Here is a 14,601-nt window from a genome sequence, read left to right on the forward strand (position 1 = left end):
ACCACTGCGCGTCTTCCTTCTTATCCGGAATGACGCTGGTCGGGGTGCGGCGGTTGCTACCAATCGTTCAATTCAGCTAGGGGTCCATCATGTCGCTCTCCACCTTCGTCGGGATGCTTTCTACCACTCAAGTGTCGAAGCTCTCCACCCAGTCGATCAAGAACCTTGATTCCGCCTCCATTGCCGCTCTCGATAGCGCAAAGGTCGCAGCTCTTTCCTCCGCGCAGGTTTCTGCTATCGAAACCACCGACATCGCAGGTCTTTCCTCCACTCTGACCAGCCTTTCCAGCCGTGCGATTGCTGGTATTTCCACGCTGCAGCTGGCCGCTCTGACCACCACGGTCACCGCCGGCATCAGCGCGTTCTCCTCCACGCAGATCAGCGGTTTCACCACGGATATCATTGCCGGTCTTGATAGCACCGCCATCGATCTCCTGAGCTCCGACAAGCTTCAGGCTCTGAGCTCCACGCAGCTTTCCGCGCTGTCCATGGACGAACTGTCTTCCACGTCCGTCGTCAAGCTTTCGACGGCGCAGGTTGCCAAGCTCACCTCCACCCAGGTGACTGCGCTTACGGATGGAGCTGTTGCAGCCCTGACGTCCACGCAGATTGGTTCCTTGAGCGCAACTGCCATTGCCGGCCTCGAAACGCAGGACATGGCGATCTTCAACGCTTCTTCCGACAAGGTTGGTGCGCTGAATGCCAAGCAGATCGCTGCTCTCGAAACCGCCGACCTCGCACAACTCGACAGCGTCGGCGCTGGCTTCCTCTCCAGCACGCAGATCGCCGCTCTGACGTCTGCTCAGGTTGGCGTTCTCTCGTCTGACGAATTGGCCGGCTGGAATGCGGCTCAGGTTGGTGCACTGGGCTCCAAGCAGATCGCTGCCCTCGATCTGACGCAACTCAGCTCCACTCAGGTTGGTACGCTGACCTCGACGCAGATCGCTGGCATCACCAGCACCCAGCTCGGCTCGATCTCCAGCGACGGTTTCGCACTGCTGACGACAGACAAGCTGGCTGCCATCTCCTCGACGGCCATCGGCGGTCTGACCTCCGACCAGCTGGCGACGCTGAACACCGCAGACCTCAATGCTCTCGCAGTCAAGACACTGGCAAGCATTGCAAGCCCGATGTTCAGCACGCTCGGCACGGCACTCATCGCTGGTCTCGATACCGCACACATCGCCGGCCTGTCGTCCGATCAGCTCGCCGCAATGACGACCGATCAGGCCACTGCTCTGACCTCTGCACAGATCGCTGTTCTGTCTTCGGCTCAGATCGATGCACTCGGCGCCGCCAACATCGCGACCTTCGCTACGGATGAAATCGCAGCCATCGCTACCGGCGCCCTCAAGGGCCTCAACTCTGACGACGTCCTGCAGCTCACCGATGCGCAGCTCGGCGCCTTCAGCAGCACTCAGGTCGGCGCCATGAGCCAGACGCTGGTCGACGCTGTTATCGCGGCTTACGAAGAGACAGCTATCGCTCAGTAACTTCGAGGCGGGGAAACCTGTTCGCAGAACACTCGAGGACGGCGCTTCGGCGCCGTCCTTTTTTGTACTTGGTAAGTGATGGTTTGACTTTCTCCAGCCAGCTCCGCGCAAGTTAACTGCGGCAAAAGATGCCAACTTTAACTTGAAGGTCGTTTACGGCCGTGAGTCCGTCTTTGGAGGAAAATCGTTGAACGCCAATACCCCTGTGGCCCCAGTCTCAGCCTCTCCGCTCGCGGATGTATTTGATCGTGCGCGCAGGCAGGAGGTGTCGCTCGGCGACGTGATGAAGCTTGCTGAAAGTCTGTTGGCTGCGGGCCTGAAGGCTCAGGTGTGCGAGCTTTACAAGACCTGGATCGCCTTCAACGACAAGAATCCGCTCGTTCATCTGGCCGCGTTCAACTATTCGGTCGTCCTGCGGGAATTGGGTGATGTGGCAGGCTGCATTCAGGTATTGCGCGGCTGCCTGGCAAAAGATCCAAAGTTCGGTCCTGCACATATCAATCTCGGGCGCGCGCTCGAGGATAGCGGCCTGCTCGATCAGGCGGTCCTTCAGTGGAAGGAGTATTCGGAACTCGTTGGCGAAGTGACGCCTGACGCACTGTCTCACCGTCTTATGGCGCTCCAGCATTCCGGACGCGTGCTTGAGGGTGCTGCGCGGCTGGAAGGTGCGGAGTCGATGCTCTGGCAGGCGATAGAACTGCAGCCAATGAAGCCGGAAGCGGCGCAGCACTGGATTTCGATTCGCCAGCACCTTTGCAAATGGCCAGTCCTTACGCCATCCCACCATGTTTCGATGCGCCAGCTTCTCGATTCGATTTCGCCGTTGCCGCTTGGCTGTTATTCTGACGATCCGTTTTTCCAGCTGGCAAAAGGCTATCGCTATTACAAGTCCCTGGTCGGTCGACCGGATGTCAGTCAGCTGACGCCGAGTGTCCCGAAAAAGAAAATGGGAACGGGACAGAAGCTGCGGATCGGTTATGTTTCTTCGGACCTCCGGCAGCATGCGGTCGGCTTCGCGCTAAGCGAGGTCTTTGAACTGCACGACAAGCAAAACGTAGAGGTCTATGCCTACTATTGCGGCGAGGCGCGTCAGGGCGACGCTGTGCAGGAGCGGTTCAAGGCGTCCGTCGATTGCTGGCGTGATATCACCGCGCTCGACGATCTTGGTGCAGCCCGACAGATCCAGGCGGATGAGATCGACGTCTTGATCGACGTCAACGGTTACACGAAGAGCGCCCGGACACGGATATTCTCGTATCGTCCGGCGCCCGTCATCATCAACTTCTGCGGCTATCCGGGCTCGATGGCGACCCCGTTCCATCAGTATATCATCTCGGATAACTACATTATCCCGCCTGAGAACGAGCTGTATTACACCGAGAAGGTGCTTCGCATTCCCTGCGATCAGCCGATCGACCGGAAGCGCCCTGTAGCCGTCACGCCGACGCGGGAGGAGGCGGGGTTGCCAGAGGACGCCTTTGTTTATGTCTGCTTCAACGGTATGCAGAAAATCACCGAAGCCTGCTTCACGCGTTGGCTTGCAATACTTTCGGCGACGTCGGGCAGTGTTCTCTGGCTGCTTTCGGGCGACGAAAGCGCCAATGAGCGCCTTCGCCAGCGGGCGATGGCGGCAGGCGTAGATGCCAGCCGTCTTATCTTCGCCCCAAAGGTTCCCAATCACGTCCATCTCGCGCGCATCGCTCTTGGCGACCTGTTCCTGGATACGTTCCCCTACGGTGCGCACTCTACCGCAGCGGATGCAATTGGCGTGGGCTTGCCGGTACTGACGGTTCCAGGCAAAAGCTTCCCGTCCCGTTTCTGTGCCAGCATCGTTTCGGCAGCAGGAATTCCCGAGATGATCTGTGAAACCGCAGATCATTACGTTGCGCGAGCCGTCGCATTTGCGAATGATCGGGCAGGCCTTGCGGCTGTGCGGGAGTCGCTCGCGAAACAGCGTGAGACGTGCGCCCTGCGCGACATGCCTGCTCTGGCTCGGCGGCTGGAAGAGCTTTACTGGCAGGTGCAGGGTGAAGCGGAGAGGGGAGAAACGCCGGTTCCGGATCTTCGCAACCTCGATGTCTACTACGAAATCGGAGCGGAACTCATTCAGATGGGACCCGAATTTGAAACCGAGGAAGCTTATCGCGCTCGCTATCGCGAAAAGCTGGCCGAGTGGAACGCTTTTGAGCCGATTGGCTTTGACGCGCGCCTTTGGCCTGAGGTGAAGGCCTGAGGCAAGTCCATTCAGGTGTCGGCGTCATGCATGAGAGGTTGGAAATGGTATCGGGAAAAAAGATAGGCATCGTGGGTGCGGGCCTGTCGGGTGCGGTGGTGGGACGTGAGCTCGCCGAAGCGGGTTATCAGGTCGAGATCATAGACAGTCGCAGTCATATCGCCGGTAATTGTTATACCGAACGGGACGAAGATACCGGTGTCATGGTTCATGTCTACGGCCCGCATATCTTCCACACGGATGACAGCGAAGTCTGGGACTACGTCAATCGTTTCACTCGTTTTCTGCCGTACAAGAACCGCGTAAAAACGACGAGCGGCGGGCAGGTCTATTCCCTGCCGGTAAACCTGCACACAATCAACCAGTTCTTCGGCAAGACCCTGAGGCCGGACGAGGCGAGGTCATTTCTTGAAGGTCAGGCGGATCAGTCGATTGCTGATCCGCAGACTTTTGAAGAGCAGGCTCTGCGTTTTGTCGGCAAGGATCTCTACGACGCCTTTTTCAAAGGCTATACCCAGAAACAGTGGGGTTGCTCCCCTGTCGATCTTCCAGCATCCATTCTGAAGCGCCTTCCGGTTCGCTTCAACTATGATGACAATTACTTCTTTCACAAGTTTCAGGGAATGCCCGAAAACGGCTATACTGAAATGGTCGCTGGCATCCTCGATCACGACAACATCACGGTGAAGCTCGATACACGCTTCCAGCGAAACCCGGTGACTGACTTCGATCATATTTTCTACTCCGGCGCGCTGGACGAATATTTCGACTATGAATTCGGCCGTCTGGGCTATCGTACTCTGGACTTCGAGCGTTTCACCTATGACGGCGACTATCAGGGATGCGCGGTGATGAACTACGGAGACGTTTCCGTCCCCTATACCCGCATCACGGAACACAAGCATTTCTCTCCCTGGGAGGAACATGCGGGGTCCGTCTGTTACAGGGAGTTCGCGCGGGAGTGCGGCCCTGACGACATCCCGTATTACCCCATCCGGCTGGTGAAGGAAAAGCAGCAGCTGGCGGAATACAGCGCACGTGCGTCACAGGAAACGGCTGTTACCTTTGTAGGGAGGCTTGGAACATATCGATACCTCGACATGGATGTTACGATCCGTGAGGCTCTTGATACGGCTCGCTTGTACCTGACGGCAAAGGCTTCGGGCACGGCCATGCCCGCCTTCCTGCATTCCCCGGTCTAACGTACTTTACCAATGGCCTGTTTACCGGTTTTCTGTGCATTCGGTCAGTTTGTGCTCAGCCGTTTGAACAGAGCCAGGGTTTAAAAGCCTGCGGGAAAAAGCGACGGTGATGGATAAAGCCTCTCCTTATGAAATCCACGATGAGCGTTTCCGCTTTCTGATCGTCGGGCGGGACCTGAAGGGCTGACTGCCGGTCTTCCGCCAGAGGTTCTCACGGTGCATTCGGAAAATCCGGGTTGAACGGCATTGCCTGCGCGTCTCGTCATGTCTGAAATGACCGGATCGGATATGCTGCTGCATTGTGAAAGTCCTGCCGGACGATTGACCGTTACGTCCGCCCGGCGGGACGTGCCAGAGAATGCGGAGAGCTTTTGGATTTCCTGCGATCTTGACCGCACGCTGTTTTTCGATAGCCACACCGGCAATCGTGTCGATATCGACAAGAGCGGTCGGACCGTTGCCGCGACCTGAGGCTGAGGACAATATGGAAAAACAGGATGCGCCGCTGGCGCTGAGTGATCTCATCAACCGGCATTCGACCCGACTGACGGATGCGGATGCACGCCTTCTGGATGTCCTCATACAGGATCCAATCCGTGCCGCTGTGGAAAATGGCAAGGATGTTTCCTCGCGAGTAGGGGTGCATCCCGCCTCTGCCGTCAGATTGGCCAGACGCCTGGGCTTCAAGGGCTATCCCAAGTTTCGCAGTTTTCTGCAAGCCAGCCTGACGGACGGCGGCATTGATTTCGAAAGTCCTGCCGCGCGCATGGCGGCCCGTCTTGTGCGTGCTGAGGATAACGGTTTGCTGGCATCTGTGCTCGATAGCGAGATTGCGGCTCTTCAGCAGGTTCGCAACAGCGTTTCTGATGCCGACATGCGCGCATTCTCGGAGGCTTTAAGGGATGCCAGAAGGATTTTCATTTTCGGGCGCGGGCATTTCGCGGCACTCTCTTCCCTGATCGCGCTGCGCCTCAACCGTTCGGGCTATGAGGCCATCGACCTTGCAGATCAGATTCATCAACTTCCGGAAGTCTTGATGAGGCTCTCCTCTCGCGATGTCGTCTGGCTTCTGTCTTTCCGCAAGGCACCACCCCTTCTTCAGGAAGTGCGCGACCTGGCGGCAAAACGTGGGGCCAGGACCCTGGCAGTGACAGATGTCGGGGGAACCCGCATCGATCCAGCTCCGGATCACCATATACGCGTGTCTCGAGAAGATCCGGGTGAATCGCAATCGCTTGTCGTGCCGATGACGATTGCCAATGCGATCATTCTCGACCTCGCATCGATCGACAACGGCCGTTCGATCAACTCTCTCAACGAGTTCCGGTCGTCAGGGCATCGACGGGTCTGAGCACCGGGTGAAGGGAAAAGACGGTTTATCTCCGTCGTCACTGCATAGCTGCATTGCACAAAAAATAGGTGCGGCGAGGCTAATAATTCGGCATATTGCATATAGCTGATGCACATGGCGGTCTCCTCCCAGTTCCGCTGCACCAGCTGTTCCCCTCTGGAGGTTTGATATCTCCACACTTTATGGGCCGCGGTTTTCCGTCGGCCCTTTTTTCTTTTTATCCTCGGATATGATGGGATTTACCTTGTGCAGATCGGGATATTTGTCCGCAGCTTGCAACGCCGATCGTCGGAATTCTCTGTTTAACTTTTGCAGCTGGCGGTGCTTACGTTTCCAGCGGCTGGGGTTTTCCGAGAGGAAACAGATGTTTGCAGAAATGCGATCGTCGCAGCGTCCTCCGGGGCCGCTGTGGGTCGCCATTTTGGGGTTCCGCGAATCGCGTGCCGCCTGCGACATGCGTTCTGCGCGGAGACACGAGATCGTGTTGATGAGCGTTACCTTGTTCAGTCCGATGAACAATCTGTCACAAACGCTCGCAACACTTGAGCACCGGTCAACTTTTGATGTCGTGGCCGGTCTTGGCAACAGCCATTGTCTGATCGGAAATGCGCCGACAACTCTGGCACGTGCCGACGAGAAGGCAGCCGCCTGCACGTTCTCTGTGGTCGATGGTTGTGGGGACTACGTGTCTGCAAAGCCGAACGGGGCTGCTGTCCGGCGGTAGTCGTCGATCAGGATCTGCCGGCCGATGGGCGGCTCAGCGCGCGAAGTGCACGTCGCGCGCTGACAGAGCCGACAGGCGACGCCTACCGGGACTGGGGTGCGGTCGCTCTCCGGGCGAACATAAACAAGACGATCCGCATGCTGCGCGTCGCAGACCAGCGCGACCGCGCGGTCCACTCTGGGAGCGCTGTAAGCGCCGCCACCCGTGCTGACGGTGCGGGCAATCGAGAAAAAACGCTGACCATCCGGAAATTCCAGCCATTGGGTGATGATTTCGCCGGGCGTGCGAAAAACCTGATGCACGTTCCAGAGAGGACACCCTCCACCATAGGCCGAAAACGGAAACTGCGCGCCGTCCAGTCGTTTGGAGACGTTTCCGGCGGAATCCAGCCTTATGAAGAAAAACGGTATGCGCTCCTGTCCCGGTTTTTGCAGGGTCGTCAGCCTATGAGCTGTCTGCTCGAAGCTCGTTCCGAACTGTCGGGCGAGTGCGGCAAGATCATAGCGTTTTACGTCGACAGCTTTGGCGAATGCACTGTAAGGCATCAGCAAAGCTGCCGCGCAGTAGCTGGCAAGAGCCCGATGCGTCAGCCGTGCACTCGCCTCCGACTGAAAATTACCCTCCCGGACAGCTGCGGTGATTTCCGCACCGAACTCCAGATAGGCCAATTGTTGGGCAAGCTGGAACTGCTGGCTTGCCATGTCCAGTGTTTCATCGAGGAGGATCTGCTTGCGATGCAGATCGTGCCGCCGCACCATGTCCGACATTGCTGACGTCGGCAGCCGACGGACCCTCAGTCCGTGTTTTTCGGCCAAGTAGCTGGCTATGCCGTTTTTCTCCGAGACGAGGGCCGCAAGCCGTTCGGCGGCTGTATCGAGCGCAGGGAAACTGTTGCGTCTGGCGGCCAGAAAGCGCCTCGTGGCGGCCACCGGGTCGGAGGCTTCCGAGGTGGTGCCGCGCTGGCCGGGCCGATAGTCGGCAAATGCCAACTGCTCTTCACGATAGGCCGTGTAAAGGCGCAGAAGCGCTTCGCTGAAGGCGGGGAAGCTGCTGGCGATGTCGGAAATTTCCGTGGCTGCGAAATCGATATCGCCGAAGATCGGGTCTTTCATCACCGTTTGCAGGCGCGCGGCATGGTCCGCGCCCCCATCACCGGCGAGATCGGCCATGTCAATCTTGTAGGAGCGCGCCAATCGGAGAAGAACTTCCGCAGTGATCGGTCGCTGGTTCCGCTCCATCAAGGCAATGTATGACGGCGAGATATCAAGGTCAGCGGCCATGTCTGCCTGTGTCAGGCCAAGATCGCGTCGGAGCCTGCGCAGACGCGTGCCGAGATATACCCCCTGTTTCTCCGACATGAAAAGTCCTCCAACTTTACAATATTACAATCAAATTTTGTAAAGTTTGACAAGTGCACAGCAAAGTCCGTGCCTTGTCTTACGTTGCTGCGATATCGATTGTTCACGCCATCGGAGGAGCGCTCATGACCTATGCAAACGACCGCCAACAGATTGAAGACCTGATCGCAAAGAACGCGGGCTGGAGCGGCATCACTGCCGAAGCGGTCGCCAGGATGCGGTTGCAGAACCGTTTCAAGACCGGCCTCGACATTGCCCGTTATACAGCCGACATCATGCGTCGTGACATGGCGGCCTATGACGCAGATCCGGCCAACTACACCCAGTCTCTCGGGTGCTGGCACGGCTTCATCGGTCAGCAGAAGATGATTTCGATTAAGAAACACTTTGGAAGCACCAAGGGCCGCTACCTGTATCTTTCCGGCTGGATGGTTGCTGCTCTTCGTTCGGAATTTGGTCCGCTGCCGGATCAGTCGATGCACGAGAAGACCAGCGTTCCGGCTCTTATCGAAGAGCTTTACACCTTTCTGCGGCAGGCGGATGCCCGCGAGCTTGGCATGCTGTTTCGCGATATCGATGCCGCGCGCGACGCCGGAGACGTTGCGCGCGAAAAACAGCTTCAGCAGGCAGTCGATAACTACCAGACGCATGTCGTCCCCATCATCGCCGATATCGATGCAGGATTCGGCAATGCCGAGGCTACCTATCTCCTTGCCAAGAGGATGATCGAGGCTGGCGCGTGCGCCTTGCAGATCGAAAACCAGGTGTCGGATGAAAAGCAGTGCGGCCATCAGGATGGCAAGGTTACCGTGCCGCACGAAGACTTTATCGCAAAAATCCGTGCTTGCCGGTATGCATTCCTGGAAATGGGTGTAGACAATGGCATCATCGTTGCCCGGACCGACTCGCTCGGTGCCGGACTGACCAAGCAGATTGCCTTCAGCAAGGAACCCGGTGATATCGGCGACCTCTACAACGCTTTCCTGGATTGCGAAGAGGTTTCCGACGTCAGCAGCATCAACGGGGACGTCATCATCAATCGCGATGGCAAACTGATGCGCCCGAAACGCCTGCCGTCCAACCTTTATCAGTTCCGAGAAGGGACAGGTGCGGATCGCTGCGTTCTCGATTGCATCACGTCGTTGAATAACGGTGCCGACCTTTTGTGGATCGAGACGGAGAAGCCACATATCGAGCAGATCGCCGGAATGGTTGATCGTGTTCGCGAGGTCATTCCGAACGCGAAGCTGGTTTACAACAACTCTCCATCCTTCAACTGGACGCTGAATTTCCGGCAGCAGGTTTTCGACGCCTGGGCGAAGGAGGGAAGGGATGTATCCTCTTACGACAGGGCCAGGTTGATGAGTGTCGACTATGACGCGTCTGAACTGGGACTCGAGGCTGATGAACGGATCCGTACGTTCCAGCGTGATGCCGCTAAGCGCGCCGGTATCTTCCACCATCTGATTACGTTGCCGACCTATCACACGGCCGCGCTATCTACGGACAATCTTGCGAAGGAGTATTTCGGTGATGCCGGAATGCTGGGATATGTAAAGGGTGTCCAGCGGAAGGAAATTCGTGAGGGCATTGCCTGCGTCAAGCATCAGAACATGGCAGGCTCTGATCTTGGCGACGACCACAAGGAATATTTTGCGGGTGAAGCAGCTCTCAAGGCTGGTGGTGCTCATAACACCATGAACCAGTTCGCGGCGTAAGCCCCGGACAATCAGGCGGGGCGTATAGCAATACGTCCCGCCACTCCTGTTTCGCCGGACGTCAGGCATTCATAGGTTCAATCCGGCTCGTCTATCTGCTCGAGAACACGGCTGAAGGCGCTCAGCTGGTCCATCAGATGCACAAATTCTGTTTCTCCCAGCGCCGCATGGAACCGCTTGCGTGCGCGACGGGCTGCTGCGCAGACAAGCTTCAGCATTTCCTCCCCTTCGGGCGTAATGTAAAGCAGGCGCGCCCTTTTGTCTTTTGGATCGACATCACGACGGACAAATCCTCTGCTCTCCAGTCCCTCCAGACATTTTGTGACGGATGAGCGATCCAGCGCGATACGCTCTCCCAGGACATTCTGGTGGATGCCGGGCTCGATGTAGGCGAAAGCCAGCGCGCTATATTGCGTGGGCGTAAAGCCGAGGTCTCCAGCTTCTTCAGTAAATATGGCCAGAGCAACCTGCTGACAGCGGCGAAGGAGAATGCCGTGTGAATGCAGGATTTCTTGAGCGGTAACGATCAACGCGACGTGCCTCCCTTTGCGCAATTGACAAATATAAATTTGTGGCGTAGCTGATAATCAGCTATCCAACATTTTTTGATGTAGGGAAAAGCTTCGCCATCGGCTCGCCGGATGGACGATATTTTCCGTACGACGTTTGTGATTCAAAATGCCCGAAATGCTCCAATCCCGGCTTGTTGCCAGTCTTTTGCGCCTTGCGTTACGCGGCGCGCCCTAGTCGGTGGAATTTGCCCGACATGCCGTTTCCGCGCAACGCGACAAACAAGCCAAAACGCCCTTTCGCGGCAAAAGTTTTCCCTTCTCCACGGTAAAGAAAATGGCAGCTAAGCAATCTTATGCCTCTCAGGGCAAGTTCATGATATCGCGTCGCGGCATGTTGCTCGGCGGTGCCACCTTGTTTGCGGGCAGTGTCGCTGCATCGCTCTGTCCCGGCCTCTCGTTAGCAGCGACCGACGCTGGCGCACACGTCCAGTTCATGCAGCTGTCCAATCTGCTGATCCAGCACCAGCTCAATCCAGCTGTCGGCCAGCGTATAGCCGATACGGCAAGCAGCGCGTACACGAATTTTCCGCAGCTGCTCGATGCGATCATCGCAATCGCCGACAAAAAGAAGGCCACTCAGGTTGAGGACTTCTTCTCCGATATTCCGGAAGGCGAGTTGAGGGATTTCGCTCTCTGGGTGATCGCGGCGTGGTATTCCGGCTGTTCCTCCGAAAAGCGCAATGCGACCGTTTTCACCTATGAAGAGGCGCTGACGTTCAAGACCACCAGCGACATCCTCACCATTCCTTCCTACGGCATCTCCGGCCCCAATCTGTGGACCCGGCCCAACCTGCCGCTCTCGGCGCCGATGCCGAGCTTCTGACGAAACCCACCAAAGAAAAGACGTTTCCCATGGTTACCAAGAACAGCGCCGACGTCGTGATCGTCGGAACGGGCGTCGTCGGCGTCGTGATAGCCGAGCAGCTGCTGGATGCAGGCCATTCCGTCCTGATGATTGAAGCCGGTCCGCGGGTGACGCGCGCCGAAGTCGTTGAAAACTGGCGCAACGCCCCGCTTGGCGTGAAGGGCGATACCTCCGTCGCCTATCCGTCGCGTCCATGGGCGCCGCACCCGATGGGCGGTGAAAAGCCCGAAGATGCCTACCTTCAGCTTAGCGGCCCGGACAGCTACGCCCAGACCTTTATCCGTTATGCGGGTGGTTCCACCTGGCACTGGGCAGGTACGTCCTGGCGTCTGACGCCGGAGGATATGCGCCTCAAATCTCTATACGGCGTCGGTCGCGACTGGGCTTTCGACTACGATAAGCTGGAACCCTACTACGTTCGTACAGAAAACAAGCTCGGCATCTGCGGTCCGTCTGATCCCGCTCTGCAATGGCCGCGTGTTGCCCGTTCCGCTCCTTACCCGATGCCAGCCCTGCCGTTCTCGCCGGGCGAGGAACGCTTCACGGAAATCGTCAAGACGCTCGGCTACAACAATATTCCCGTTGCACAGGCGCGTAACAGCGGCATGCCATACGATGGCCGTCCGGCCTGTTGCGCCAACAACAACTGTGTTCCGGTCTGTCCCGTCGCCGCCAAATACGATGCCGAAACGGCATTGCTGCGCCTCGAGAAAAAGGGCGCGGCATTGCTGGTCGATTCCGTCGTCTACAAGGTCGAGACCGACGCCCGGAACAGGGTCGAAGCCGTTCATTATTATGACCAGCACAAACAGACGCATCGTATCAGTGGCAAGCTGTTCGTGCTCGCCTGTAACGGCTTGGAAAATCCGAAACTGCTTCTGATGTCGAAAGATGACCGCAATCCGAACGGCGTCGCAAATTCATCCGATCAGGTGGGCCGCAATATGATGGACCACCCGCAGCTGACATTGACGGTGACTACCAAGGAGCCTTTCTGGTCAGGCATCGGTCCGGTCGTCAATTCGGGCATTATGGAGACGTCGCAGGGTGATTTCCGCTCGGAACATGCCGGTGCCTATTTCCGCTACAACAACTTCGCCCGCAATCGTTTCGTCACGTTCGCCGCGCTGAAAAAGGGCTTGGTCGGCAAGGCGCTGGATGAGGAAATCCGCCGCATGACCGCCTGTACGGCCGATGTCGTCGCAGCCCACGAAGTTCTGCCAGATCCGAACAACCGGCTGACGCTTTCCGACAAGACCGACTGGCTCGGCCTGCCGAAGCCACACATTCACTACGATGTCGGCGATTACACCCGCAAATCCGCGGAGGTCTATTCGCTGCCGATCGGCAAGCGCATTGCCGAAGCTATGGGTGCGACCGACGTCAAGATCAGCCCGAAATTCAATCAGAGCAAGCACATCATGGGTGGCACCATCATGGGCAACGATGCCGCGACCTCGGTGGTCGATGCGGACTGCCGTGCGCACGACCACGAAAACCTGTTCATTCCGGGCGGCGGCGCAATGGCGTCCACCGCCTGCGGCAACAGCACCATCACCATGGTCGCACTTGCCATCAAGGCGGGTGACGCCATCGTTGAACAGATGCGGGGCGCATGACAATGAAGACCGTAAAAACTCTCGCGCTTGCCGCACCGTTGGCGCTCGCCGCGTTTTCTCCCGTTGTCGCGACGGCTCAGGAATTCTCCAAGGAACTGATCGGCAAGGGGCGCTATCTCGCCACTGCGGCCGACTGCGTTGCCTGTCATACCAACCACCATGGCGGCAAGCCGATGGCGGGTGGCTTGCCGATGGCGTCTCCGGTCGGCACGATCATGTCGACCAACATCACGCCATCTAAGCAGTTCGGCATCGGCAACTACACCGAAACCCAGTTCTCCGATGCGGTGCGCAAGGGTGTTCGTGCCGATGGTGCGAACCTCTATCCCGCCATGCCCTACGTGTCCTATTCGATTATGACGGATGAGGACATTCACGCGCTCTACGCCTATTTCATGCAGGGCGTCGAGCCTGTGGAGGAAAAGGCTCCGGAAACCAGCCTTTCTTTCCCGATGAATATCCGCGCCTCGATGATGGGTTGGAACCTGCTGTTCCGCCCCAGTGAGATCCACTCGGATGATCCCAGCCAGTCGGCGGAATGGAACCGCGGTAAGTATCTGGCCGAAGGCGCAGCTCACTGCAGCACCTGCCACACCCCACGTGGCCTGTTCATGCAGGAAGAGAAAAGCGCCAACCTGACCGGCGCTCAAATCGGGTCCTGGTACGCTCCCAATATCACCAATGACAATGTGCATGGCATCGGCAGCTGGAGCCAGCAGGATCTGGTGACCTATCTGAAGACCGGCAAGCTGGACAACCGGGCGCAGGCTGCGGGCAGCATGGCTGAAGCTATCAGTTACAGCTTCCAGCACATGACCGACGCCGACCTCAACGCCATTGCGACCTATGTCCGTAGCGTTGCTTCCGTGAACGCATTGCAGCCTTCAGGCCCCACGCGCTTCGATCAGGGCAAGGCTGGTAACGATCTGGCCGGATTGCGTGGCAAGGATTATGCCGAAAGCCTGAAGGGCGATCACGCGGGCGCGCAGATCTTTGCCGCCAACTGCGCATCGTGCCACGGTTACAACGCTCAAGGCACGAAGGACGGCTATTACCCGAGCCTGTTCCACAATGCGGCCACGGCTGGCGACAACGCGACCAACGTGATTGCCGCCATCCTATATGGCGTCGACCGTCACACGGAGAGCGGTCATGTGTTCATGCCCCCCTTCGGGGATCAGACCAACGCCGTCGTATCGTTGGACAATACCGAAGTTGCATCGCTCGCAAATTATCTGCTGAAGGACTATGGCAATGCGAAGCTTTCTGTCACCCCAGATGATGTTCAGGTTATCCGGGAAGGTGGACCCAAGTCGAACATTGTGCAGCTTGCGAGGATCGGTATGGGGGCAGGCGTGGCTGTTGCCGTGATACTTGTAGCGGGCCTTCTGTTCTTCCGCCGCGGCAGAAAGTCTGCCATGCGGGCAGGTCTGTCGGGATAAGCAGCTCACAGGACCAATCCAGAC

12 protein-coding genes are annotated in these 14,601 nt (G+C 57.7%); 9 read left to right on the forward strand and 3 right to left on the reverse strand.

Going from position 1 to position 14,601, the window contains the following annotated elements; all coding sequences use genetic code 11:
- The first annotated feature begins 89 nt into the window (after window positions 1-89).
- The 5 genes from N7578_RS02980 (at window position 90) to N7578_RS03000 (ending at window position 6,279) form a co-directional block, all read left to right on the forward strand.
- Window positions 90-1,493: a hypothetical protein gene (locus tag N7578_RS02980; RefSeq protein WP_311108818.1), complete on the forward strand. Its 1,404-nt coding sequence runs from the start codon at window positions 90-92 to the stop codon at window positions 1,491-1,493.
- Between the two features lie 187 nt (window positions 1,494-1,680).
- Window positions 1,681-3,726 carry a glycosyl transferase gene (locus tag N7578_RS02985; RefSeq protein WP_422646661.1) on the forward strand — a complete coding sequence of 682 codons (2,046 nt, stop codon included), beginning with the start codon at window positions 1,681-1,683 and terminating at the stop codon, window positions 3,724-3,726.
- 44 nt (window positions 3,727-3,770) lie between these two features.
- Entirely contained in the window at window positions 3,771-4,928 is a 1,158-nt protein-coding gene (glf, locus tag N7578_RS02990; protein ID WP_311108819.1) for a UDP-galactopyranose mutase, read from the forward strand.
- Between the two features lie 264 nt (window positions 4,929-5,192).
- A complete protein-coding gene (locus tag N7578_RS02995; RefSeq protein WP_311108820.1) occupies window positions 5,193-5,399 on the forward strand; it encodes a hypothetical protein in 207 nt (68 codons plus the stop codon).
- A 13-nt stretch (window positions 5,400-5,412) separates the two neighbouring features.
- Window positions 5,413-6,279, forward strand: a complete 867-nt coding sequence (locus N7578_RS03000) for a MurR/RpiR family transcriptional regulator (RefSeq protein ID WP_311108821.1) — start codon at window positions 5,413-5,415, stop codon at window positions 6,277-6,279.
- 180 nt (window positions 6,280-6,459) lie between these two features.
- On the opposite strand, the gene N7578_RS03005 is transcribed toward N7578_RS03000, so the two are convergent.
- Together N7578_RS03005 and N7578_RS03010 are read right to left on the reverse strand one after the other, a co-directional pair.
- Entirely contained in the window at window positions 6,460-6,699 is a 240-nt protein-coding gene (locus N7578_RS03005; RefSeq protein WP_311108822.1) for a hypothetical protein, read from the reverse strand.
- A gap of 261 nt (window positions 6,700-6,960) precedes the next feature.
- A complete protein-coding gene (locus N7578_RS03010; protein WP_311108823.1) occupies window positions 6,961-8,361 on the reverse strand; it encodes a short-chain fatty acyl-CoA regulator family protein in 1,401 nt (466 codons plus the stop codon).
- Between the two features lie 125 nt (window positions 8,362-8,486).
- Between N7578_RS03010 and N7578_RS03015 the strand changes: the two genes are divergently transcribed.
- Complete coding sequence (locus tag N7578_RS03015; protein ID WP_311108824.1) at window positions 8,487-10,079, forward strand: isocitrate lyase; 1,593 nt, start codon at window positions 8,487-8,489, stop codon at window positions 10,077-10,079.
- 77 nt (window positions 10,080-10,156) lie between these two features.
- Here the strand turns inward: N7578_RS03015 and N7578_RS03020 are convergent, their stop codons facing one another.
- Window positions 10,157-10,609: a MarR family transcriptional regulator gene (locus tag N7578_RS03020; RefSeq protein WP_311108825.1), complete on the reverse strand. Its 453-nt coding sequence runs from the start codon at window positions 10,607-10,609 to the stop codon at window positions 10,157-10,159.
- 316 nt (window positions 10,610-10,925) lie between these two features.
- On the opposite strand from N7578_RS03020, the gene N7578_RS03025 reads away from it, so the two are divergent.
- From N7578_RS03025 to N7578_RS03035, 3 genes are read left to right on the forward strand one after another with little or no spacing between them, the layout of a single operon-like run.
- Window positions 10,926-11,474 (forward strand): sugar dehydrogenase complex small subunit, encoded by a 549-nt coding sequence (locus N7578_RS03025; protein WP_311108826.1) that lies wholly within the window; start codon window positions 10,926-10,928, stop codon window positions 11,472-11,474.
- A 29-nt stretch (window positions 11,475-11,503) separates the two neighbouring features.
- A complete protein-coding gene (locus tag N7578_RS03030) occupies window positions 11,504-13,135 on the forward strand; it encodes a GMC family oxidoreductase (RefSeq protein ID WP_311108827.1) in 1,632 nt (543 codons plus the stop codon).
- Between the two features lie 2 nt (window positions 13,136-13,137).
- Window positions 13,138-14,577, forward strand: a complete 1,440-nt coding sequence (locus tag N7578_RS03035) for a cytochrome c (RefSeq protein ID WP_311108828.1) — start codon at window positions 13,138-13,140, stop codon at window positions 14,575-14,577.
- The last annotated feature ends 24 nt before the right edge of the window (window positions 14,578-14,601 follow it).

The organism is Agrobacterium tumefaciens, assembly GCF_031801495.1.
Taxonomy (GTDB): domain Bacteria; phylum Pseudomonadota; class Alphaproteobacteria; order Rhizobiales; family Rhizobiaceae; genus Agrobacterium; species Agrobacterium tumefaciens_K.